General features: G+C 48.4%; 26 protein-coding genes and 1 other annotated feature. Of the genes, 6 read left to right on the top strand and 20 right to left on the bottom strand.

The genetic code is table 11. The features are described from left to right. Positions 1-204: 204 nt before the first annotated feature. From BM200_RS06835 to BM200_RS06905, 16 genes are all read right to left on the bottom strand, one after another. Positions 205-1,683: an Lsa family ABC-F type ribosomal protection protein gene (locus tag BM200_RS06835; RefSeq protein ID WP_091182956.1), complete on the bottom strand. Its 1,479-nt coding sequence runs from the start codon at positions 1,681-1,683 to the stop codon at positions 205-207. Between the two features lie 309 nt (positions 1,684-1,992). Further along, the gene (locus tag BM200_RS06840; protein WP_091182959.1) at positions 1,993-4,044 is read right to left on the bottom strand and encodes a transglycosylase domain-containing protein; all 2,052 of its coding nucleotides are present in this window, start codon (positions 4,042-4,044) and stop codon (positions 1,993-1,995) included. Positions 4,045-4,133: 89 nt separating this feature from the next. Then, on the bottom strand, positions 4,134-4,292 hold the full coding sequence (locus tag BM200_RS29905; RefSeq protein WP_175532760.1) for a hypothetical protein: 159 nt from the start codon (positions 4,290-4,292) through the stop codon (positions 4,134-4,136). Positions 4,293-4,373: 81 nt separating this feature from the next. Next, the gene (locus BM200_RS06845) at positions 4,374-4,700 is read right to left on the bottom strand and encodes an AzlD domain-containing protein (protein ID WP_091182962.1); all 327 of its coding nucleotides are present in this window, start codon (positions 4,698-4,700) and stop codon (positions 4,374-4,376) included. After that, entirely contained in the window at positions 4,691-5,416 is a 726-nt protein-coding gene (locus BM200_RS06850; RefSeq protein WP_091182965.1) for an AzlC family ABC transporter permease, read from the bottom strand. Before BM200_RS06850 ends, BM200_RS06845 begins: the two co-directional genes overlap by 10 nt. Positions 5,417-5,486: 70 nt before the next feature. Next, on the bottom strand, positions 5,487-5,960 hold the full coding sequence (locus BM200_RS06855; protein WP_091182968.1) for a DMT family transporter: 474 nt from the start codon (positions 5,958-5,960) through the stop codon (positions 5,487-5,489). Then, the gene (locus BM200_RS06860; protein ID WP_091182970.1) at positions 5,957-6,661 is read right to left on the bottom strand and encodes a Crp/Fnr family transcriptional regulator; all 705 of its coding nucleotides are present in this window, start codon (positions 6,659-6,661) and stop codon (positions 5,957-5,959) included. Before BM200_RS06860 ends, BM200_RS06855 begins: the two co-directional genes overlap by 4 nt. A gap of 35 nt (positions 6,662-6,696) precedes the next feature. Beyond that, positions 6,697-7,122, bottom strand: coding sequence for a DMT family transporter (locus BM200_RS06865; RefSeq protein ID WP_091182972.1), 426 nt, complete (start codon positions 7,120-7,122; stop codon positions 6,697-6,699). 114 nt (positions 7,123-7,236) lie between these two features. After that, a complete protein-coding gene (locus BM200_RS06870) occupies positions 7,237-7,515 on the bottom strand; it encodes a hypothetical protein (RefSeq protein ID WP_091182976.1) in 279 nt (92 codons plus the stop codon). A gap of 99 nt (positions 7,516-7,614) precedes the next feature. Continuing rightward, on the bottom strand, positions 7,615-8,340 hold the full coding sequence (locus BM200_RS06875) for a class I SAM-dependent methyltransferase (protein WP_091182978.1): 726 nt from the start codon (positions 8,338-8,340) through the stop codon (positions 7,615-7,617). A gap of 82 nt (positions 8,341-8,422) precedes the next feature. Continuing rightward, positions 8,423-8,989: a methylated-DNA--[protein]-cysteine S-methyltransferase gene (locus BM200_RS06880; RefSeq protein ID WP_091182980.1), complete on the bottom strand. Its 567-nt coding sequence runs from the start codon at positions 8,987-8,989 to the stop codon at positions 8,423-8,425. 109 nt (positions 8,990-9,098) lie between these two features. After that, entirely contained in the window at positions 9,099-9,575 is a 477-nt protein-coding gene (locus BM200_RS06885; RefSeq protein WP_091182981.1) for a cupredoxin domain-containing protein, read from the bottom strand. Between the two features lie 22 nt (positions 9,576-9,597). After that, positions 9,598-9,798, bottom strand: a complete 201-nt coding sequence (gene tatA, locus BM200_RS06890; RefSeq protein WP_091182983.1) for a twin-arginine translocase TatA/TatE family subunit — start codon at positions 9,796-9,798, stop codon at positions 9,598-9,600. A gap of 17 nt (positions 9,799-9,815) precedes the next feature. Next, entirely contained in the window at positions 9,816-10,559 is a 744-nt protein-coding gene (gene tatC, locus BM200_RS06895) for a twin-arginine translocase subunit TatC (RefSeq protein ID WP_175532761.1), read from the bottom strand. Then, a complete protein-coding gene (locus BM200_RS06900; protein ID WP_091182985.1) occupies positions 10,556-12,277 on the bottom strand; it encodes a GMC family oxidoreductase in 1,722 nt (573 codons plus the stop codon). Before BM200_RS06900 ends, tatC begins: the two co-directional genes overlap by 4 nt. An 18-nt stretch (positions 12,278-12,295) precedes the next feature. After that, positions 12,296-13,069 (bottom strand): gluconate 2-dehydrogenase subunit 3 family protein, encoded by a 774-nt coding sequence (locus BM200_RS06905; protein WP_091182988.1) that lies wholly within the window; start codon positions 13,067-13,069, stop codon positions 12,296-12,298. A 219-nt stretch (positions 13,070-13,288) separates the two neighbouring features. On the opposite strand from BM200_RS06905, the gene BM200_RS06910 reads away from it, so the two are divergent. Genes BM200_RS06910 through BM200_RS06920 form a run of 3 tightly spaced genes read left to right on the top strand, consistent with a single transcriptional unit; the run spans position 13,289 to position 14,964 of the window. Beyond that, positions 13,289-13,618 (top strand): PadR family transcriptional regulator, encoded by a 330-nt coding sequence (locus BM200_RS06910; protein ID WP_091182992.1) that lies wholly within the window; start codon positions 13,289-13,291, stop codon positions 13,616-13,618. Beyond that, on the top strand, positions 13,605-14,168 hold the full coding sequence (locus BM200_RS06915) for an HAAS signaling domain-containing protein (RefSeq protein WP_091182994.1): 564 nt from the start codon (positions 13,605-13,607) through the stop codon (positions 14,166-14,168). Before BM200_RS06910 ends, BM200_RS06915 begins: the two co-directional genes overlap by 14 nt. Continuing rightward, entirely contained in the window at positions 14,158-14,964 is an 807-nt protein-coding gene (locus BM200_RS06920) for a DUF4097 family beta strand repeat-containing protein (RefSeq protein WP_175532762.1), read from the top strand. The genes BM200_RS06915 and BM200_RS06920 overlap by 11 nt, the downstream gene beginning before the upstream one ends. 47 nt (positions 14,965-15,011) lie before the next feature. On the opposite strand, the gene BM200_RS06925 is transcribed toward BM200_RS06920, so the two are convergent. From BM200_RS06925 to BM200_RS06940, 4 genes are all read right to left on the bottom strand, one after another. After that, positions 15,012-15,962: a D-2-hydroxyacid dehydrogenase family protein gene (locus BM200_RS06925; protein ID WP_091182999.1), complete on the bottom strand. Its 951-nt coding sequence runs from the start codon at positions 15,960-15,962 to the stop codon at positions 15,012-15,014. Between the two features lie 82 nt (positions 15,963-16,044). After that, positions 16,045-17,130 carry an aspartate-semialdehyde dehydrogenase gene (gene asd, locus BM200_RS06930; RefSeq protein WP_091183001.1) on the bottom strand — a complete coding sequence of 362 codons (1,086 nt, stop codon included), beginning with the start codon at positions 17,128-17,130 and terminating at the stop codon, positions 16,045-16,047. A 110-nt stretch (positions 17,131-17,240) separates the two neighbouring features. Next, positions 17,241-17,507, bottom strand: a binding site (T-box leader). A gap of 188 nt (positions 17,508-17,695) precedes the next feature. Then, positions 17,696-19,222 (bottom strand): FAD-dependent oxidoreductase, encoded by a 1,527-nt coding sequence (locus BM200_RS06935; protein WP_091183009.1) that lies wholly within the window; start codon positions 19,220-19,222, stop codon positions 17,696-17,698. Between the two features lie 72 nt (positions 19,223-19,294). Next, complete coding sequence (locus tag BM200_RS06940) at positions 19,295-20,482, bottom strand: MFS transporter (protein WP_091183011.1); 1,188 nt, start codon at positions 20,480-20,482, stop codon at positions 19,295-19,297. A gap of 381 nt (positions 20,483-20,863) precedes the next feature. On the opposite strand from BM200_RS06940, the gene BM200_RS06945 reads away from it, so the two are divergent. The 3 genes from BM200_RS06945 to BM200_RS06955 all read left to right on the top strand — a co-directional run bounded on the left by BM200_RS06945 (position 20,864) and on the right by BM200_RS06955 (position 23,820). After that, entirely contained in the window at positions 20,864-21,766 is a 903-nt protein-coding gene (locus BM200_RS06945; RefSeq protein WP_091183014.1) for a sigma-70 family RNA polymerase sigma factor, read from the top strand. A 118-nt stretch (positions 21,767-21,884) separates the two neighbouring features. Beyond that, positions 21,885-22,601, top strand: a complete 717-nt coding sequence (locus tag BM200_RS06950) for a FadR/GntR family transcriptional regulator (protein ID WP_091183016.1) — start codon at positions 21,885-21,887, stop codon at positions 22,599-22,601. After that, entirely contained in the window at positions 22,585-23,820 is a 1,236-nt protein-coding gene (locus BM200_RS06955; RefSeq protein ID WP_091183018.1) for a CynX/NimT family MFS transporter, read from the top strand. The genes BM200_RS06950 and BM200_RS06955 overlap by 17 nt, the downstream gene beginning before the upstream one ends. Positions 23,821-23,848 lie beyond the last annotated feature (28 nt).

Here is a 23,848-nt window from a genome sequence, read left to right on the forward strand (position 1 = left end):
ATGCTATTATATAAGTATAGATAAGATGTAATAACTATGCATAACATGAATAGATCTGCAGAGATCTTCTAACTATAGCACGATTCTTTTTGTTGCGCAATCATTTGTTCAGCCCTGCTTTCATGCAGGGCTCATTTTATTTATTAAGTACAAATAGGCCGCCCTTCGAAACCGAAGGGCGGCCTATTCCTATGCGCGCTGGCATCACAGCTCCACAATCTTGGTAGCGATATTTTCACAAAATGCCCTGTCATGCTCCACGAACAAGATGGTTGGCGAATGCTCCAGCAGGAGCTCTTCGATCTGCATCCGGGAGATAACGTCAATAAAGTTGAGCGGCTCATCCCAAATATGCAAATGAGCTTTCTCGCAAAGACTTTTGGCGATCAGAACCTTCTTCTTCTGCCCTCCGCTGAAGGCGGAAATATCCTTCTCGAACTGAATCCTGGAGAAATCCAGCTTGCGCAAGATGGCTTTGAAGAGACTTTCATCAATGCCATGGTCCCTGGCGTAGTCCGTCAGATTCCCCTGCAGATGGGATGTATCCTGAGAAACATAGGATATTTTCAGCTGGCTCCCTTTACGGAAAGTACCGGTATACGTCAGATCCTCTCCGCAGATGAGCTTGATGAGGCTCGACTTGCCGGAGCCATTCTTGCCGGAAAGCGCGATACGCTCCCCTTGTTCAATCGTAAAGCTGATATCCGAGCATGCTTCCTTCTCGCCGTAATAGATCGTGACATGCTCCAGTTCCACAAGCTGAGGCTTATGATAAGCAAGCTGCGAGATCTTCAAGCTGTCCGAGCTCTCGATGTTTTTGAGCAGTTTGGATTTATCGTCAATCGCGGACTGCTGTCTCTGCTCCATCGACTTTGAGCGTTTCATCATTTTCGCTGCTTTATGCCCGACATACCCTTTATCCACCTTGGAGCCGGAGTTTCTTGTGCCGTTTTTGGTCTTCTCTACTTCATGCGACCAATTATTCGTGCGTTTGGCTGCATCGGACAACCTTTTAATATCTTTCCTGAGTTTATCATTCTCTGCCAGCTCATAGTTATCCTGACGTTCTTTGTTCTCCCACCAGTCCGAGAAGTTGCCCTTCTGAATCTCAATATTCGTCTTATTGATGGAGAGAATATGGTCAACGCAGTCGTCCAGGAAGGTACGGTCATGGGAGACGAGGATAAAACCGCTCTTGCTGTTTAAATACTGGCTGACCAGCTTTCTGGCGTTCATGTCCAGATGGTTGGTTGGCTCGTCAATGAGCAGGAAGCTGTTTTCCTTCAGGAATAAAGCGGCCAGCAATATTTTCGTCTGCTCCCCGTTGGATAAAGTATTAAACGGCCGGTAGAGGACGTCATCGGACACTTGAAGCAGCGTTAACTCGCGCATTAACTCCCACTGCTTATAATCCGGATAGATTTCCTCCACGACATCGGTCGTGAGATATTCCGGATGCTCCACATGGAACGGAAAATATTCAAAGCTGACGCTTGCCGAAATATTCCCGTCGTATTCGTACTTCCCAAGCAGCAAATTCATAAAGGTGGTCTTCCCTCTGCCGTTACGGCCGGTAAAACCAAGCTTCCAATCCGTATCGATCTGAAAGCTTACATTCTCAAAAATATAATCGTAGCTGCCGTCATGGGCAAACGTAAGGTTCGTTACATTAATCATTGACATATAAATTCCCCCTGTAGATCAAAAAGAGCTGCAAGAAAGTTACCTTTCTCACAGCTCAAATAAATACAGCAAATCCATCCCCGGCATTCCATATGCTGGGCTGGAAAGGGATATTCATTGAGTGAAAAAGATGTAGTAACTTTCTCGCGCATAAAAAAATAAAACAACCGTTATCGTTGAGGCTCTGGTTTGTTTTATTAATTTTTATCATCGCAAGAAGGTTCTACATTTTTTCAACCCCAATCCTTAAATTACAGGTATCTTAACATACCCGTTTTTGAATATCAACCAAAGGGCTCGTTATTAATCTCAATCATCCTCTTTTCCTCTGCCCTTCCCTCCTTTATGCTCATCTGCTTTTTTATGATCTTTATCATCCTTGCCAGGACGGTCAGGTTTAGGCTTTTTGTCCGGCTTTTTGTCCGGCTTCTCACCTTTTGGCTTCTCCGGTTTTTTGGATTTGGCAGGCATACCCGGCGCTTTAGGGAAAGCCATCACAGATTCATTCACGAGTGCTTCGGTCATCAGCCTCTGGAATACGGCTGCCGCAGCCTTGGACGTAGTCGTCAAATAATGGCTCTCATCCGTATGATCATATCCGAGCCACACGGCTCCGACAAGCTGCGGAGTATAGCCGACAAACCAGTTATCCTTCATGCCTTGTCCGCCCGTCCCGGGCATTTCCGTCGTGCCCGTCTTACCGGCTACCGGTCGGTTCCCAAGTGATGCAACATCGCCGGTCCCTTCCTTCACGACCCCTTCAAGCATTGCGGTCATCGTGCGGGCAACCGCTGGTTCCGTTACTTTTACGCTATTGTTCGTATCGGCCTCGGCCACAAGCTCCCCTTCCGCCGATTCAATAAGCGTTATGGAATGTGCAGGTATCCGTGTCCCGTCATTCGCAAATACACCAAACGCCTCAGCCATATCTAAAGGGGATACCCCTTCCTGAAGCCCGCCAAGCGCCAGACCAAGCGTCCGGTCCTGATCGGTAAGCTCAATCCCGAACCGGCCTGCTGCTTCCATGCCTGCTTCAATACCCATCTCATTCAACAAAGAGACAGCAGGCACATTATACGAATGAATAATCGACTCATATATCGTTACTTCGCCATGATAGCTGCCGCCGGCATTCTTAGGCTGATAGCCCCCGAAATTAACCGGTTCATCCATCAACGTATCCTCTGGCGCGTAACCTTGTTCTAATGCCGGCGTATACACCGAGATCGGCTTCATCGTTGAACCCGGCTGGCGTTTCAGTTGAACGGCCCGGTTAAATCCGCGGAATGGCTGTTCGCCCCGACCGCCAATAAGAGCCCGGATTCCGCCATCTCTTGGATCAACCAGCACAGCTCCGCTTTGAATAATCCGATCGGAACGGCTTGCCGGGAACAGACTGTCCTGCGAATAGACCTTCTCGGCGGCTTCCTGCATTTGAGTGCTCAGGGTCGTATAAATCCGGAGACCGCCGTGCAGCACTTCATTTTCCGTCAGTCCGTACATTTGACCTGCTTCACGAATCACTTGATCGATGAAATAAGGATATTTGATTGCGTCACTGCTGCTTGGCTTCGAATCCCGAATATGCAGCGGTTCCTTTATCGACGCTTCGTAGGTCGACAGATCAATTTTGCCCTGATCCTTCATGAGCTTCAGCACCACATTCCTGCGGGCTTTCGCCTCTTCCGGATGGCTATATGGCGAAAGCGCGGAAGGTGCCTTGACGATACCCGCGAGCAGCGCAGACTCCGTAAGGGTCAGATCATCCACATCGACGCCGAAGTACACTTGAGATGCTTTCTTAATTCCCCAAGCTCCTTCTCCAAAATAAATCTGATTTAAATAATAGGTGATAATTTGCTGCTTATCGTAGTTTTTCTCGATCTTCTCGGCGAGCAGGAGCTCCTTCCATTTCCTTGTCCATGTCCGCTCCTGGCTGAGAAATACATTCTTCGCCAGCTGCTGCGTAATGGTGCTTGCCCCCTCCACCGTTCTGCCATTGGTCAGGTTAGTCAGCAAGGCGCGGCCAATCCCCTGAAGATCCGTCCCGCTATGCTCGAAGAACCTTCTATCCTCTACGGCGACAACCGCTTCGATTAGTTGCTCAGGCAAGTTGTCATAGCTGACGGCTTCGGCTTTTTTAGGTGAAATTCGCAGGACTTCCTTTTTGCTCTGATCGTAAAAAATAGTGGCCGCCGGCAGCGGCTCCTCCAGCAAGGATACATCTTGCCTCGCAACCAGCATGTTAAAAATGACCATGCCCGCAGCGGCAATCGCTATGCCTGCAATAACAACGGCAAGAACGAGCTTTTTCCAGATGCCTCGTTTCTTTGCTTTCTGATGATGAATGGCTGATCTCATACAACTTCCCCCAAGCTTTGAAGCAACATCCTGTTACTTTTGTCTTGGATAATAGTTCGCAGGTGAGATCTTTTTTCTGTACGTTATCCTCATGCATTTTCTTTCCGTTCTGCTCTTAAGTCATTAATGAGAATGTCCAGTCTGGCAATGATCCGTTCATCATTCCTCAATTTTTCCTTAAGTTTATGCTCCAAGCTGATGATTCCCATTATGACAATAACCATAAATATAATGATAATAATGACCATTCTATAAGTCCCTCCTGACCTGCGTCCACGCTTCGTTTCCACATTTTAACATGACGAGGGCTGATTGGAATAGATTGACCTTTATAAGAAAGCCCGCAACAGCATGACAGATACAACTCCAACGACAATCGTTCCCAACAAGCTGCGGGTAAAAATAGCCACAAGAAAAGTTGGCAGAGCGGCAAATAATTCAATATTATCCTTAAGGGAGGTCAGCTTCCCGTCTGTCATCAGCAGTTCATTGCCAAGCAAAGCGGCCATAACGGCAACCGGTATATAACTTAACCACCGCATCGCCCAATCCGGTATTTGCAGGCGGCTAAGCACCATAAGCGGAAGCACCCGCGGAAGAAAGGTAACTATTGAAGCACCAAGAATAACAGCGAATATCTCCCATCTTATTTCCATCGTTCAATCAACACTCCTATTGTTGCTGCACTTACGGTTGCGATAATAACCGCAACACTGCCCGACGTCACCATGCCGACTCCTACAACGATGCCAACGGCACACAGGATGACGACCAAATCTCTTGCCAGCTTCTTGCGCCCTATCATCTGCAGAACGAGCAGTCCAATAAACATGGCAGACAGGGCAAAATCAAGCCCGAACTTCTCGGGATTCGTAATCCATTGCCCCAAGAAAGCACCCGCCATCGTGGCAAGGATCCAATTGAGATAAGCTGTCACGTTAAGGCCGTTCATCCATGACTCGCTGAGCGCTCTCGTATTGGCTGCCTTGTTAATAGCAACGCCAAACGTCTCATCCGTAAGCAAGGAACCAATGATCATCGTCTTAAAGGCCGTCAAGTGTCGGAAATAAGGAGACACTGCCGCACTTAACAGGAGATGCCGAAGATTAACGATAAATACCGTAAAAATAATTGCTGCTATCGAGCCTTGCGCCGCCACCATTCCGGCAATAATAAATTGTGCAGAGCCTGCATAAATAAGGACGGACATGAGGGTAACCTCAAGCACGCTTAATCCGGAGGTATGACCAACAACGCCTGCCGCGAATCCGATGCTTAGATAACCTAATAACGTGGGTACGCAATCTTTTACTCCTTGAAGGAAGCTGTCCTCGTTCCTTTCCATTCTAAGCTGTACGTTCTCTTGCTGCATGTACTTCCCTCTCTTACATTAAACTATCCTGTTATAGTAGCATAAAAATAAGCCGCCAATTACGGCGACTTTACGAAAGTTCATGCTGCATCCCTCTCTGCTTCATCTCTTTGGGCTTAGATTTGAACAGAAGGAGACCGGCGATGAGCGCGGTTACCCCGATCGCTTTCTGAGCTGTGAATGGCACTTGCTCCAGCCCGAACCAACCAGCCGAATCCCACCATAAAGCACATAATAGCTGCGATGTCATGACGATCGTCGTCGCATAGCTTGGGCCTAGCAGCCGAACCCCCTTAACTACGCAGGTGACCACGCCTATACCAAGCACGCCGCTGAACCAGAACCATGCCGGCATGGCCTTCCAGCTCAGAAAATCCGCTCCTTCAAACAAGAAGCCCATACAAAGCGAAGCGATAAAGCCCATTCCTAACACGAGGGCCGTTGTTGAATTCGAATGCAGAACCGTATTTACATTGTTGTTGAACAAGGTCTGAACGCTGACGAGCGCCCCTGCCAATAGAGCCAAAAGAATGCCCGTTATCATCTATGCTCCCTCCGATCTCCATTCTCGTATATATTCCGCCCGGCTGCGGCTTCGAGCCCCTTGCGGTCCTTCACGACCAGGGTACCGCGGTTACGTTCAATCAGGCTCATGCTGCAGAATTGCAGAATAACCCGGTTCAAATGCCGATAGCTGGTGCCGATCAGATTCGCCGTATCCTTCAGATTAGCGGTGCTTACCTTCGCATCATCAAGCGTGGTGACAGACAGCAAATAGCTTGCAAGCCGGACTTCAACCGGATACAGAAGATTAAAGCTAAGCGATACCGATTTATTATAAAACTTGTGCGTAACCAGCTGCAGCATAAATTGCAGGAACGGTACTTCCTCCCGATACAGACGCAGCCAGCGTTTATGAAAGCCTACCGCCTCTACTGGCGTGACCGCAGATACCGTATTCAGATTCTCCAGCTCGTTCAGACACTCAATCTCTCCGATGACGCCAAGCGGGGATGTGAAATTAATTAGCAGCGTCTTGCCCTCTGCCGACGTGGTATATACTTTGACTTTTCCGCGCATGAGAAAAAAGATATATTCCGGCACCTCGCCTTGCGTGCATAGCGCTTCCTCCGGCTCGAACCGGTACAAGGCCAAGTGCTGCCGCAGCGAGCTTGGGAAAACATCGTCCAACGCATATTCGGTTAGATACTGGTGTATCCGCTTGGTATCCATCATTTCTTTCATCACTGCATCTCCTTCTTATTGGATATTTTAACCTCTCAGAAGGATAAACATAAGATGCCGGTTATCATAAGTGCTATTCCGATCCATTGCGGAGCTCGGAGACGCATTGCGGAATGACCGAACCATCCGGCTTTCTCCATTCCCAAAGTGACAAGAATTTGGGCGATCAGAACAGCCGAGACTGTTACTGCAGCGCCATTATGGTGAAATGCGGTGATATTGCTGAAAATAATAAAGGCCGCAAGTGCCCCGCCGAAGCGATAAGGCAGCTTTACCTGTCTCAGCTTTTTCCATGAGCGGTCCCCGGTCAGCCATACGATAAGCATGGCAGCAGCAAAACCCGTTCCTTGGGTTAAAGCCGCAGCCTGCCAGGTCCCGAGTTGATCTCCGATTGCCGCATTAGCTGTACTTTGCAGCGTTAGGAATACACCGCCCAATACAGCATAAATTATGCCTTTCATTCCCGTCTTCCTCCCGTTCATCATGCTCCCTCTATTAAACGATGAGCGGCGGATTCCGAAAAGGACATATGTCCTGAATGGTATTCGACGAAATAAAAAAAGCATCATTGCCTCTTAAGCAGCGATGCTTTCCTTATCTTTTTCTTTGTTATCATCGGTATTGCCTTGCATTTGATTATTCAAATCACGCAGCTCCTGCAGCTTGGTATCCAGTTCGGAGCGAAGCTGATGAAGCTCGCTTTTGCACAGGAATTGAAGCTTATCCAGTTCACTTGTACTCATGTTGCCCATCCGAATTTGATAAAGCAGCTTGTATTGCATCGATTCGCTTTCGCTGATCCGGTACTCCGGCATTCTCACGGGTTCGGTTTTTTGCAATTTAATTGTCGACATTGGTTAATTGGCTCCTTTATGTTTTTTTCTATCATAAAGGAACTGTATTAACCGCGTATTTGAACTGTGTTAGAAAAATATTAACTTTAAAGCGGATTGTTATTTCCTTGCTCTTACAATGAGGAACCATGGATACGTCATCAATCGTTCATACCAGCGCCCATACCAGTCGGCCGCTTCGGGAAGATTGATAAAATCCTTGCTCGGTTGCGGTTCAATCATCTGATCAAGCGTAAAATGCTCCGCGGTCGCGTTAACAATATCCATCATCGGTCTCCGATAGAAGGTCACCTCGATGGGACCCGTCTCCTTCTTCTTCCACACATCGGTTAACAGCTCGTGAGCGAAATAATCCGGCCGTTCAAAATGCTGATAATCCATAAACGGATGATGAATTGAAAATTGCAGGGTACCGCCTGGCTTCAGCACACGGCGAAACTCACGGAAGGTAGGACCCCAGTCCTTTAGGTAATGAAGAGTAAGCGAACTGACAATAAAGTCAAAGGACTCATCCTCAAACGGCAGCGGCTCGCTGAGATCACAGACGGATACGTTGGCCTGGTCTCCAACTCTTCTTTTGCATGCGGCAACCATCTCGGGGCTCAAGTCAATGGCGGTCACTTGCGCTCCGCGTTCCGCAAACCGCGCGGTATACCAGCCGGCAGCACAGCCGGCATCAAGTACGGTCTTACCGGACAGATCTTCCGGCAAAAGCTTCATCATAGCCGGCCGTTCATAGAAAGCGTTATGACCGCTGCTAAGATCAACCGTCTGTTCATACACGGCAGCGAGCTGATCGAAAGCCTGGACAACCTTTTCTTTCACGTATTATCACATCCTTTTTCCAAGGTAAGCTCCATTCGTCTGATCTTGGTCTTAAACGTCATGGCAAGATGTCCTTTCTTTCTTAGAAGCGATATTTCGCATGTCCTTTGTTCTTAAAAGACTGCACACCCTCCAAATGGAGCAGCTCTTCTTTCATTTGCAATCCGCCTCTAAATCCGGTAAGCGTATTATTCTTGCCAATCACCCGGTGACATGGAACAACAATAGGAATCGGATTCATGCCGTTTGCCGTGCCAACCGCCCGAACTGCCTTTGGCTTACCGACACTTTCCGCGATTTCTGCATAGCTTCTCATCTCCCCGTACGGGATGTTAAACAAAGCCTGCCAGACCGAATTCTGAAACGGGGTACCGCGAAAATCCAACGTGAACGTAAATTCCTTTCGTTTACCATCCAGGTATTCCTGCAATTGAAGCTTATAAGGTGCCACCTTAGCAGGTTCTTGCATAAGAAAAGCATTCGGAACTTTTTTCATCACCCATGCCTGAACGTTCTCCAAAGAAGATTCATGAGGGAGTGTTACTTGAACTAAGCCACAGTCGGTTGTTACCAGATAGATTGGCCGATTATCTAACACGGGATGAACCAATGTATCCCAGTAAACTTGCGTCATTTGTTTAATACTCATCAATTCTTGCCTCTTTCCTCTTATATCCTGCATCATTACGGTAATGATAATCTTACCATTCCTAAAACAAAACAAAAAGCCGCGAATATCGCGGCTTTCCCAAAGAACTCTATTCAACAATCAGCTTGCCAACCATCTTGCTATGTCCGGCACCGCAGACAATGGAGCATTGGAATTCATGCTCACCGGCTTTATCTGCAACAAACTCGGCTGTGCCGTTATTTTCTTTGATGTCTACATTAAAATCAGGAATCGCCAGACCATGGAAGCCTTCTGCGTTATTTAAAGTGATTTTGACTTTATCGCCTTTTTTGACGCGGATTTCTGGCTGATCAAATTCGAAATTGGCAGCTTTGACAGTGATGGCTTTCTCTCCGCCCCCACCCGAGGCATTATTGCCTGCATTGTTACCCGTTCCCACATTATTACCTGTTCCGGCATCAGTGCCGGCGTTATTGCCTGTTTCGGCGTTTGTTCCTGTGTTGGCGTTGTTAGTTTCATTGTCTGAGCCTGAACCGCAGCCTGCAGCAGTCCCCATTACGGTGACGGCAAGCGCAGCGATCATAAGCAGCTTACGGAATTTCATGGCAGCTGTCTCCTTTTTTGTTTTAATTTTTTGACTGGTCCAGTTCAATAATGTTCGATTTGGCTTCAGGCTCATCATCGGCAATCCCTTTGGTGGAATTCCGGAATTCACGAAGCGTATCGCCAAAGGCCCTTCCGAGCTGCGGCAGCTTTGCCGGTCCAAACACGATTAAAGCGATGGCTAATATGATAATCAGCCCAGAAACCCCTACATTGTTAAACATAACTTTTCCCTCCACAATTAAGTCGTTTGTACAGCAAGTTTCCGTTTATAGTAACGCGTCGAGATAAAAGCACTAATCTCGAAGAGTATGATTAGTGGAACGGTCACAGACAAATGGGATACAAAATCCGGAGGTGAGATAAGTGTTCCCACAACTGCCAGACCTACATACGCAAATTTTCGAACCTGCTTCATCTTGCCAGGAGTCAGTAACCCGATACGGGTCAGAAAGGTCATGACAAGCGGCATTTCAAAGGCGACCCCCATCGGCAGCAGGAAGCTGATGAGAAACGACATATAATGCTGGATGCCATAGACCTCTTGGGCTCCCATCGACTGATTAAGCTTGACCATGAACCGGATCATCATCGGCAAAGCCACCGTATATCCGAACAACACGCCGCATATAAACAGCACGGATGAGGTTGGTACATACAATAGGGTGCTTTTGGCTTCGGCCTCGGTCATGCCCGGTCTTGCGAATGCCCACAGGTGATACATCAGGAAAGGCAGCGTAAGAATGATCCCGACCAGCAGTGCGCATTTCATGTATACCGCAATGCCGTCCGACAGAGCAAAGACGCTCCATTCCACTTCAATAGAACCCAAGTGTCCTTTGACAAACGTCAGTATTTTTGGCGCTGCGTACAGCCCCGCACATAACGAAGCTATAAACCAGCCTGCCACATAAATGAGGCGCTTGCGGAGCTCGGACAAATGACTGATCAGATCGCTGTCGATCGTATCCGTCTGATTGCTCACACGAGTGAACCGCCTTTATCCAAATATTTCTGAATGCCTTCAGCTGTCCGATAAGCCAAAGCGCCTACCGTTGAGGTAGGGTTATATCCGCTGTTATGCGGGAAGTTAGAGGCTCCGCAGATAAACACATTCTCTGCATCCCACATTTGCAAATAATTGTTTACGACCGAGGTTTTGGGATCCGATCCCATAATCGTTCCTCCCGTGTTATGGGTAGACTGATAGGGCACAATATTATATTGCTTGATCGAATCGTGAATCTCCGTTTTGGTTGCCCCCATCTGATCAGCGATATCCTTCGTCTTCTGGGCAATAAACTTCACGAGCTCGCGGTCCTGGTCTTCGAAATCGAAGGTCATCCGGATAAGCGGCAAACCGAGCGCATCCTTATATTCCGGATCCAGATCCAGGAAGTGATAACGGTTTGGCATGCTTGCGCCTTGTCCGGTCACCGATAACACCCGATTCGTGTTATGAATCGTAGCCTTCTTGAATTCGGAGCCCCACTTCGGCGTACCTGCCGGAACGGGCTGGTATTGAATCGGTCTTAAGCCCGTCTGCGTAAAGCGGATGTTCGCGCCATGCAGAAATTTCAAGTCGCTGTGGTCGAAGTTATCGCCGTTGAAATCATCGATGCTGCTGCCAAGCGCTCCTGCTCCCATAGCGAGATTAAATTCACGGTCTTCGTAAAAAGCACTCGTGCTTGCCCCATTCACCTGGTAAGCATAGTTGCGTCCAACTGATCCTTTGTCCGTTTTTGGATCATAGGGCTCTCCCAGCTTGGAGAGTAAGAGCAGTCTCACATTCGTAAAAACATATCCTGCCAGAATGACGACATCGGCAGGCTGGGTATACTCTTCCCCTGTTGGCGTATGTATATAAGTAACGCCTGTCGCTTTTTTTCCGTTATGAATGATTTGAGTGACATTCGAATGGGTCCTAAGATCGAGCTTGCCTGTCTGCTTGGCAACCGGCAGCACCGTAACGACAGGATCCGCTTTCGCACCGTATTCGCAGCCAAACCTTTCGCAGTACCCACAATATTGACAAGGAGCGCGCTCTACGCCATCCGGATTTTTATAGACCTCTGACAGGTTAGCTGACGGAATGACATAAGGGTGGTAGCCCAGCTTCTTCGCTGCTTCTTCAAACAGCTTCATTCCGGGTGATTTCTTCATCGGAGCTGTTGGATAAGGGACCGACATCTTGCCAACCGTAGGCGGTACTTCCTTTTCTCCCGAGATGCCCGCCATCTGTTCGTATTTCACGAAGTATGGCTCAAGCTGATCATAGGTAATTCCCCAATCTCGGAGCGTCATATTCTCGGGAATTTTTTTCTTGCCGTAACGCTCAACGGTTTTGCTGTAAATCTCGAAATCATAAGGCAGGAACCTGTAATATTGACCATTCCAGTGAACCCCCGCCCCTCCAATCCCGTCGCCGAGCAAGAATGAACCGTAAGTACGCATCGGCAATGCTCTCATCTTCATTGTGTTTCTGAATGTGACCGTCTCTTTGGACAAATCCTGCATCAGCTCATAACGCGCTGCGTAACGAAGCTCGTCATGTACGTGATAATAATCCTGCGTATTGCGGCTTTTGCCCCGCTCTAATCCAACAACGGGAATGCCAGCCTTCGTCAGTTCGGCAGCGATAATGCCGCCGACCCAGCCCATTCCGACAATGACTACAGGAACCTTTGGTAGTTTAGTCGCCATTTTTGCTACACCCCTTCTCTATCCTAGCTCCAGATGATCATGCAAGCTTAACGGTTCTAGTTTCACAAACTCTTCTTTATCGATGTACTCGGTATAACTCATCTGGTTGCCAGGGAAATTCCTCATTTTCCAGCCCGCCATATTTCTATTTCCGCCGTACAGCGGGTCAGAGTATGCCCCCTCCAGCGTCAGATTAAGAAACATCGCGAAGAAGTTGGAGGCGGGAACATCCTTGATTCCAATATCATTCTTCTCGAATGCCGTCAGAACCGCATCCTGTTCCTCCGGCGCAATTTCTACAAACGGCTTCTTGTACTTGGTATTACTGTATTGATTCATGGCATCAAGTCCAAGCGCGATCAGCTCTCTGCGCTTAAAGATCAGCTGATAACCCTGGGTCTCTTCAGACTTGTAATAAGGCGGAAGCATATAGTCCCTTGCATTATAGCCATATTGACTATCCATCTGATGGTCCATGAAAAAGGCTACCCCAAGCTCTTTCGCCCCTGGTCCCAGATCATCGGCAGGGAATAAGCGCTCAGCGGCTGCTTCTGCCGTCAGGAATTGATCCTGATTAAAGAACATCAAAGCCTGGTTATAGTCTTTGTTGTCTGCTGCTGGCTGCTTGCCTTCCGGAGCCGGTGTCTTTTCCTCCGCATTGTTATTGAGATTAGAGCCTACAAGTCCGCCGATAACTCCCCCGAGGACTACGCCGCCAAGAGCAGTGCCTGAATACTTAAGAAACCTTCTGCGCGATTCGTCCTGAGGCTTATTCGGTTTATCATTCGCCATGTTCGTTGTCTCCTTGGTATCCGATTTAGAAGGTTTTCTAATTTTCTTCCAATTGATGCAAAATTATTCATGAATAATAAAACAACTCTGTTGTTTTTCATTTAGTACCTTGCAATAAACAGTACCGGGTGGTATATTGTAATAGCGTCATCCATAGATATAAACAGGTACTGTTCAATGTATAGTACTATGCTATAAACAAAACGAGGTGTTTACCCATTGAATGTCCAATTTAAAAAGGGTGTGTTGGAATTATGCGTGCTTGTCTTGCTGGATAAGCAAGACCGATATGGATATGAGTTGGTTCAAAAAATATCCAGCCAGATTGAAATTTCCGAAGGCTCCATCTACCCTATCCTCCGCCGGTTGACGAATGAAGAATACTTCACAACCTATTTGCAGGAGTCTACAGAAGGACCTTCCCGGAAGTATTACAGACTGACAGACAAAGGAAGAACTTATCTCTATGAGCTGATAGCGGAATGGAATGAGTTTGCAAATGGTGTCAATCAATTGATTAAGGAAGGTGTGAACAATGACGAGAAATAACTTTTTGCACCAATTAGATGCTGAGTTAAAGGGGATTCCCTCGCTGGAGCGTGCGGATATTTTACATGATTATGAAGAGCATTTTGTATTTGGGCTGGAGGAAGGAAAATCCGAAGAAGAAATTGCGGCCGCATTAGGCTCCCCTGCTCACATCGCCAAAGAGCTGCTTGCCGGTTATCATGTGAAGAAGGCTTCGGCAAGCTCATCTGCCGGGAGTATTATTCGAGCGGCTTGGGCCGTAATCGGATTAAGCTTTTTCAATTTGGTTATCGTGCTTGGCCCCGCTGTTGGAGTAGCTGGCGTGATATTCGCCGGATGGGCGGTATCCTTAGCCTTCCTAGGTTCACCGCTTCTTGTTATTGTTGATGCTTTTTTTCACCCTGACACCTTCATCCTATTCGATTTATTCTTCTCGCTTGGCATGTGCGGAATAGGCATCCTGATCGGAATGGGTATGTGGTATGTGACCAAGCTTGCGAAGAAAGCATCGATCAGTTATTTGAAGTATAATGTTGCTCTTGTTAAAGGAGGGCTCAAGCATGACAACTAAGAAAAAATTATGGGGTGCAGCGGCCGTCCTCATCCTTATTGGTTTGGCGGGGAGCTTGTTTACTTATCAGTACGGTGATGAAGGCAGAGAAATTTCGGAGCAACAAACGGTTCCCGGCGCGCAAGTTGCTGCCATTGCTATCAACTCTGATAATACCCGTGTCGAAATTCTCCCCTCCGCCGATCAGGATGTAAATATTCAGCTAGACGGAAAAGTAATGTCCAACGTAAAGCCGCAATTAAGCGTTAAAGCGGAAGATTCAACCTTGTTTATTAGCATGAATAAAGATCACCACAAATGGTTTAACTTTAGCTTCCATCAGGATTCTTTAACCTTGAAAGTTTATTTACCTGAAAAGCAATACAATGAACTAAAAATCACCAATGATAATGGCTATATTATGGCGAAGCAGCTCAATGTCGCTTCGATTCAAGCCTCAACCGACAATGGACGAATTGAATTCAGCGACACCGCATCTCAAGCGGTGAAGGTCAAAGCCGACAACGGGAAAATCACTTTGGATCATGTCACGGGAGTGTTGGAAGGAAGAACGGACAATGGCTCCATTACGGTGCTGACCAAAGAGATCACACAGAACATCACCCTTGATACCAACAATGGCAGAATCATGATTCAGACGGAAACGGAGCCAACGGACGTCTCCTTCTATACCCATGTTGATAACGGAAGAATTAATATCTTCGACAAGTACAAAGGCAATACCGTTGTTGGAGACGGGAAAACGCTTGTTAAGCTTACGGCCGACAATGGAAGTATTACGGTGAAAAAACAATAAGAATCAATAAAGCCGCCTCTTCGCTATGAAGGGGCGGCTTTATTCCATTAACGAAGAACATTTGCCGGTGCACCGGCTAGATAAGCTTCGATATTTTCTACAATCCCTTTGTAAAATCCCTGGTAAGCCGCTTCCGTCACATAACCGATATGCGGTGTTGCAAGCACATTCGGCAGCGTGCGGAAAGGATCATCCTGAGACAGCGGCTCCTGCTCGAACACATCGATCCCCGCCCCTGCAATTTTGCCGCTGCGAAGAGCGTCCAGCAAAGCTTCGCGGTCAACGATTGGTCCGCGGGAAGTATTGATAAGAAAGGCTGTCGGTCGCATCCGCTCAAGCTCTGCGGCGCCAATTAATCCTCTCGTTCGATCGCTTAATACAAGATGAATCGAAACAATGTCACTGCTCTCCAACAGCTCTTCCTTGGAGGAAGCCAGCGTCACACCAGCTGCTTCCGCTTTCTCGGCGGTAAGATTCTGGCTCCACGCCATCACCTCCATGCCGAAGGCTTGTCCGATCCTTGCCGCGTTTGTCCCGATATGGCCAAGACCAAGCAAGCCAAGTCTTTTGCCGCGAAGATCTACGCCAATCGTGCTTTGCCAGCCGCCGGATCTTACGACTTCATTCTCAAACACCAGGTTTCTTGCAAGGCCGAGAATCAGTGCCCAGGTCAGTTCGGTTGTCCCCTCGCCTCCCCCTTTAGTTCCGCATACCGTAATGCCTTGTTCAGCAGCAGCCGCAAGGTCGATAGAAGCGTTACGCATACCGGTTGTCACCAGTAGCTTCAGATTAGGCAGACGCTGAAGGAGATTTCTTCGGAACGGCGTTCTTTCGCGCATGATGACAACAATCTCGCAGGCTTCAATGGCCGCCACCAGTTCATCCTGATCCTCGAAATGATGATTAAATACTTGCAGCTCAAGCCTGTCCTTCACAGCCGACCAGTCCGCCATACTTAAGGCAACGTTCTGGTAATCATCCAGGATTGCACATTTCATCTGTTATTCTCCTCCTTGTCTAAAAGCAAAGCAGCAAGCTCCTTACCAGCTATTCTGGGGGAGCTTGCTGCATGTATCGCTATTATTTCGCTTGGATATAACCTTCTGCTTTGAGCAGTTCGGCGATCAATACAGCACCGCCGGCTGCGCCGCGAAGGGTGTTATGCGACAAGCCTACGAATTTGAAATCATACAGCGAATCTTCGCGCAGACGGCCGACGGACACGCCCATGCCTTTTTCAATATCACGGTCGAGCTTCGTTTGCGGTCTGTTCTCTTCTTCGAAGTACGTAATGAATTGCTTAGGCGCGCTTGGCAGACCCAGCTCTTGCGGACGGCCTTGGAATTCGGACCAGCGCGCAAGAATGTCTTCCTTCGAAGGTTTGTTGTCGAATTTCACGAATACAGTAGCCAGATGTCCGTCCGTCACCGGAACACGGATACATTGAGTCGTGATATGCGGCGAGCTTGCTTTCACGACTTCGCCGTTCTCTACGCTGCCCCAGATGCGGAGCGGCTCCTGCTCACTTTTCTCTTCTTCGCCGCCGATGTAAGGAATAACGTTATCCAGCATATCCGGCCAGTCCGTAAAGTTCTTGCCGGCACCGGAAATCGCTTGGTACGTCGAGGCAACAACCGTTGTTGGGTTAAATTCACGCAAAGCATGAAGAGCCGGAACATAGCTTTGAATCGAGCAGTTTGGTTTTACGGCAATAAAACCGGTAGTTGTACCGAGACGTTTTCTTTGTGCCTCGATCACTTCGAGATGATCCGGGTTAATTTCCGGAATAACCATTGGTACGTCCGGCGTCCAGCGATGAGCCGAGTTATTGGATACTACAGGAGTGCCTGTTTTGGCATAAGCTTCTTCCAGCGCCTGAATTTCTTTCTTAGGCATATCTACCGCGCAGAATACGAAATCTACGCCAGAAGCCACCTCTTCGACTTTCGAAGCGTCCTGCACTACGATATTTTTAACAGCTTCAGGGATTGGCGTATCGAGCTTCCATCTGTTCTGAACAGATTCAACATACGTTTTGCCAGCCGAGCCCGCGCTCGCCGCAATCGCCGTTACTTCAAACCAAGGATGCTGATCCAGCAATTGAACAAAGCGCTGACCAACCATGCCTGTTCCCCCAACAATACCAACTTTAAGTTTTTGTGACATAAGTTTTTCAAATCCTCTCCGTCTGATTTTGTATGCCGTACCTTACATGTATGCGGTATATTTCCCTTTGCTTGCAGAAAATAAAAAAATCCCACCCCCAAGACCGTAGTCTCAGGGACGAGATTGGAATCCTCGTGGTACCACCCTAAATTCGCAGGTATGTTGCCATACCAGCCTCTTCGAGTACGGCATTATCAATGGAATGCTTATACTCTAGCTCTATAACAGGAGCTCCTGTCGCACCATCCCCTTCATGTACCGGTTCCGATGCGCTGCTCAGAGTCTTTCTTCAATAAATAACTCTTTGCTCCTTTTCAGCGTACCGGAGCTCTCTGGGAAAGAATTGATTTACCTACTCGTCTCGTCAATGCATTTCATATTGCAGTTATAATAACAAAAATCCATTCCGAGGTAAACCCATTTCGACAAAAAAATTACGGCTTTCAGTCGCCAGCCCGTTAAGCTTCTATAGGCCTTCTTATAGACCCGGAATTAATCGAAACGAAAAAACCAGCCGGACTCCCTGTGGATCAGGAATCTTTGCTGGTTTTCGCTTGATTGCTGCTTATAGACGTACTAAAGGCTTCTCGGCAGGTCCCTCAAGCACTTCGCCGGTAATCGAGAAGCGGGATCCATGGCAAGGGCAATCCCAGGTCCGCTCCCCGTTGTTCCATTCCACTTCACAACCCATATGGGTACAGGTCGTATCCACGAGAAACAGCTGACCTTCCTTGTCCCTGTATCCGCCAGCCCGCCGACCATGTATTTGAACAACGCTGCCCTCATCCTTCTCAAGCTGCTCCGGTTGTTTCTTAACAAATTCGAGCTTGCCTGCGATCAAATGCTTGGCAACGTCCGCATTATCCGTGATGAGCTTGCCAACCGTCTTCCAGGACAAGGAACGCGAAGGCGAGAATAGGCCTGCGTACGGATCTTCCCGCTCCAGAATAAGATCGCGGATGATCAGCGCTGCTGCAGTCCCGTTCGTCATCCCCCATTTTCGATAGCCTGTTGCTATAAAGATGTTCGGATTGGACGCCGTGATCCGCCCGATGAAAGGAATCTTGTCTCCTGTTACGAGATCCTGCGCCGACCATCTGTAAGCAATTTCTTTGAGCTTGAACTGGTTCTCCGCAAATTTGCGAAGCTCTTCATAGTGATTGATCGTGCAAATTCCCTGCCCCGTCTTATGGCTCTGTCCCCCCAGAATGATGAGCTTGTTCTGGTCATCCAGAGGTGCATAACGGATGGAGCGCTTCGGATCCTCCGCGCTTAAATACATCCCGCCGGGATATTCTTCTTCTACCAACAAACCAAGCACATAGGAACGATCCGCATGCATTCGGGCAAAATAAAATCCCTGACCGTCATAGAACGGAAAATGGGTGCAGGATACGACGTATTTGCAATTGATCCGGTGCCCATCGTTTGTCATCACTTTAGGCGTATCTACCTGCTCCACGTCCACGGCTGTTGTATGCTCAAAGATCCGGCCGCCTGCCTTAAGGAATTCCTGAACCAGCTTGAGCAAATAATTCAGCGGATGAAACTGCGCCTGGCCGTCCATTCGAACGGCTCCAAATAACGGAATCTGCAAAGGCATACGGTCCAGATAAGCGCCTGGAATCCCAAGCTCCTGATAAGCCTTCGCTTCATTCTCCACCTTCACGGTATAGTCCACATGATGAGTGTATACATAGGCATCCTGCTCGTTATAGCCGCACTCGATCTGAAGCTTGTCTATCGTTTGATGGATGAAATTCATCGCGTCTTTAGCTGCCTGATAATAAAGCGAAGCTTTTTCCTTGCCTTCCGAACGGATGAGCTCATCGTAGATCAGATCATGCTGAGCGGTTATTTTGGCCGTTGTATGAGCCGTTGTTCCGTTAAGAATCTCGCCGGCTTCCACCAGCACAACACGAAGCCCCTCTTGGCTTAACAGATACGCCGTCGTTATACCGGATATTCCTCCCCCTACCACAACAACGTCTGCTTCAGTGTCTTGCTCCAGCTTCGGATACTTGGGACGTTCATGCTGGCTCGCAGTCCAATAGGATTCCGGAAACTGCGGCAGGTCTTTATGATACGACATGGTCGTACTCCTCTCGTAGGCAATTCGATTTCCTTAATTTGCACGATTCAGAGGAATTTATGTGCCGCTCGCCTATCTGCTAACCTCCCTGCCTCCAAGTCGCAGCAGCAGAAAGGTTCCGGCTATAATAATGACGCCGCTAAGGGCGTATACCGCCAACAAGGACCACGTCTCCTTGAGATAACCCGACAGGAACATGCCAATAACCATCATCCCCATAAAAACAGGCATGATTGCCCCGGATACCCTGCCCATATAGGCGAGCTCCGTGTTTTGCACAATAAGCGTCTGAATACCTCCCTGTATGGACGGATACACCAATCCGCTGATGATTAATAAGACAATGGTCAGCCAAATAAACGTGGATGCGCCGATTCCGATTGTACAGACAGCCGTAATGAGCAGGCCCGTGATGAACAGCAGCTGCGGCTTCGCTTTTTTCGCTAATCTCATCAGCGCAATCCCCCCAATTAACATAGCAGCACCGTTCGTCATTACCAGCCATTGCAGGAAAGCTGTATCCTGTCCTAGCTGCTCGACAACGATGAAAATTTGAAGCGGCTGAGTTAGTCCGGATGCAAATCCGACTACGGCAAAACCGAGACACAATGCTCGCAAGGCTGTATTCGACCAGACATAGCGTAATCCCGCTGTTAACTCTTTCATGAAGCTGGAATTCGTCTCTGTGTTTGACTCCTCCGTATCTCGAGGCAGTGTCGCCAATATGAAGGATGAACCCAGGAACAACACGGCTGTCATAATTAGAGAGACGTGAATACCAAGCTTCAGATAGACAAGGGTGCCGATAACCGGACCAAGTACCATAAAGATCGCAACAAGCGTTTGGGACATCGCCATAACCCCTTGCAGCTGTTCGGGCGGGACATGACGTTTGTACAGCTTCATGGCCGAAGGCTGGGAGAATTGAGACAGGCTGGCCGAAATAAACGATCCGATAAGCAGGGCGGTCCAGCCGCCGTTCATCAGCGCAAGCAGGACGGCCACTGCCGATATGGCTGAGAGCAAATCACTCCCCGCCATCGTCCTCTTTGGCCGCCATCGGTCAGCTAACGTTCCGCCAATTAGGGCGAACAGGAAGATTGGGGCGAATTCCGCTACCGAGATGAGGGATACATAAATCGGATTATTGCTGGTCAAATCCGTTACATACAGAAGGACGGCATAATTACGGATCCATATCCCAAGGTGCAGCAGCACCCGGGAGCAGATAATAGTTCGGACATAACGATTGGAAAACATATTGATTACCTCGAACTTTCTTTCATCATTGGATTGGAATGAGTCCGCGGGATCATTCATTAGTTTACTGATTTAGTAATTTACTAAATAACTGGTGTTAGTGTAAAACGGATTGCCGCTTTAGTCAATCCGTTTTTTTTTCAAAAAAACTTTCGCCCCCCTGTCACAAATCCGGTCTATTCATTGTCTTAGATAACAAAACCAACCCAATACGTTTAATCTGGAGGAACCGCATTGCGATCGCTGCGGGCATTTTCAGGGCTGCTTCGAGAACTAATCCCGCCAAGCAGCCGCAAGAAACCACACCTCAACAATGAGGGTGGTTTCTTGTCGTGCGTTACGCTATGATCATTTTAGTTAATATTTGGAGGTCGATGTGAGTTGACGGCAAACGATACAGCATTGGAAATTGAACACCTATACCGGGAGTATAAACCGCTGCTCACCTCAATTGCTTACCGGATGCTTGGTTCTATGAGTGAAGCGGAAGATGTCGTCCAGGATGTGTTCGTTACCGTCAGTAAGTCGGATGGGATCGACATCGTGCATCCAAAAGCTTATCTGGTCAAGCTGCTAACGAACCGTGTCTTAAATCTGATGAAGTCAGCTCCGCGGAAGCGCGAAAGCTATCCCGGGCAATGGCTTCCCGAGCCCGTGATGGATGGAGCGCCGCAATCATCGCCGCTTGATAATGTTATCCAGCATGAACAACTGGGTTACGCCCTGCTCGTTCTATTACAGACCTGTACACCGCCTGAACGTGCCGTATTTGTACTGCGTGAATCCTTTGGTTATGAGTATGCCGAGATTGCTGCCATGCTGGACAAAACCGAAGCGGCCTGCCGGAAAATTTTCAGCCGTGCATCCGCCAAGATTGGTCACTCCACTGCTCAGGACAAGGACAATAAAGCCGCGTTAGACGAGTCGATGACCCGCTTTGTTCAATCCTTCTCCGAAGCCATCTATACCGGCCGTCTGGAAAGCTTTATTCATCTGCTTACCGATGATGCCGTAATGTTAGCTGACGGCGGAGGCATTGTACGCTCTGCCTTTAATCCGATCATTGGTCCTCAAAGAATTCTTGCTTTCCTGGAAGGCATTGCACGAAAAGGCGCCTTCGAAGGAAGCTGGCGTCCGGCAATCATCAGCGGCCAGCTAGGCTTACTGCAACTAGAGGATGATAAACCTGTGAAAGTCTACCTCTTCGAGCCCGATGAACAGGCCAAAAAAATTCGTTCCATTTATTCGGTCTCCAATCCGGAGAAGCTGGCATGGGTCCAATAATCAAACAGACCATTTCTCGCATTTACGAGAAATGGTCTTTTTTTCATTGCAAAATCGCTTCTTTCAAGGTAAAATAACCAAACATCCTACGTTTGAACGAATGGAAAGGAGCTTCAACATGTTAAAGCAAACAAAGCGGTTAACGCTTGTAGAGCAAGTTGCCGAGCAAATCGAAAGCTTGATTGCTTCCGGCGCATGGGCTGTCGGCACGAGAATCCCCCCTGAGCCTGAGCTGATGGAGCAGCTGCAAGTCAGCCGCAATACTTTGCGCGAAGCGATTCGAGCATTAACCCATGCCGGTTTATTAAAAACAAGACAAGGAGACGGTACATACGTGTGCTCCTCCAGTGCGCTTGGCCCGATCTTAAAGAAACGGATCCTGCGTTCCAATTGGCTTGAAACGCTGGCAGTCAGACATGCACTGGAAAGAGAGGCTGCTCACCTTGCAGCAGAGCGCCGGGACAAAGAAGATTTGGAGCGGATGGCTCATTGCCTCAAGCAGAGTAAGCAGGCTATTCAAACCGAAGACGCTCATGCTTATGCCCGATGGGATCTTGAGTTCCACCAGACCATAGTCTCCTCTTCCCGCAACGGATTGCTCATCGAGCTGTATGATTACATTTCAGACAGCTTGCCGCCTATTCTTGTCGAGATGTTTAACCAGGTCGATTTTCTGTCTTTCTATCACAACCATGCGTTGCTGCTTGAAGCGATAACCGATCAGAACAGCACCAAGGCGGCAGCGTTGGTTCAGCAATATATACACGAAACACAGGAGCATTTTCAGAATGAAGACATCACCGGAGGACTGAACCCGCATGGAACAGATCAATAAAATAGCAAAACCGGATATTAAAAAAGCTTCTGGACTGCTTCTTGCCATAAGTATTATATTTGTCGCCGCCAATTTAAGGGCTCCAATAACGTCGGTTGGACCACTCGTCAGCTATATCCGCGAGTCAACTGGGATATCCAATTCGGTAGCAGGACTGCTGACTACGGTTCCCTTGCTAGCTTTTACGTTTATGTCCCCTTTTGCCGCGCAGCTCGCCCGGCGATATGGAGTCGAACGCGTCATTATGTGTGCGCTTATCTTTATCGGGGTCGGAACGCTATGCCGTTCCATCTCAAGCAGTGTTGCCCTGTTTGGCGGCACCATGATGATCGGCTTGTCTATTGCCGTTTGTAATGTGTTGATTCCCAGCCTTGTCAAAAGAGATTTCTCTAACAAAATAGGCTTAATGACCGGGATCTATTCGGTATCGATGAATATATGCGGAGCGCTTGCTTCAGGCATCAGCGTTCCGCTTGCACGTGATGCCGGCTTTGGCTGGCAAGGTGCCCTCAGCTGCTGGCTGGTGCTGACAGCGGTTGGCATCATCTGCTGGCTGCCAAGAATGAGCTATACCCGGCAAGGGATGGCTGCCGTTTCCCAAGCTAACAATAGCGCGGGAGAAGCCAAGCTGTGGCGCTCCCCACTTGCCTGGCAGGTAACCTTATTTATGGGGCTGCAATCCTTTATCTTTTATAACCTGGTTGCCTGGTTTCCGGAAATATTGAATAGCCGGGGGATGTCGAGCGACTCAGCAGGCTGGATGCTGTCGCTTATCCAGTTCTCCATGCTGCCTTTCACCTTCGTTGTTCCTATTATCGCGAGCCGGATGAAGAACCAGCGAATGCTCGTCGCCATCACGACACTGCTGTATCTTCTGGGCATTGGCGGACTGCTTATAGATAACAATTCCCTTGTCCCTCTATGGTCCGTGCTGATCGGCATTGCGGGGGCAGGCTCCTTTAGTCTCGCGATGCTATTCTTCACCTTACGCACCCGTACGACACAGGCTGCAGCCGAGTTGTCCGGAATGGCGCAATCGGTTGGTTATCTGCTTGCTGCAGTTGGTCCGCTTGTCTTTGGCGTCATTCATGACGCAACGCATCATTGGACGGTATCGATTGCGATGCTTATAGTTGCAAGTCTGCTGATCTTTGTGTTTGGAATGGGTGCTGCGCGTAACCGTTTTGCTGGTGAGCAAGCCAAAAGCCAAATAGATTAAAAAAAACAACTCCGGGGATCGGAGTTGT

Source organism: Paenibacillus catalpae (assembly GCF_900112695.1).
GTDB lineage: Bacteria > Bacillota > Bacilli > Paenibacillales > Paenibacillaceae > Pristimantibacillus > Pristimantibacillus catalpae.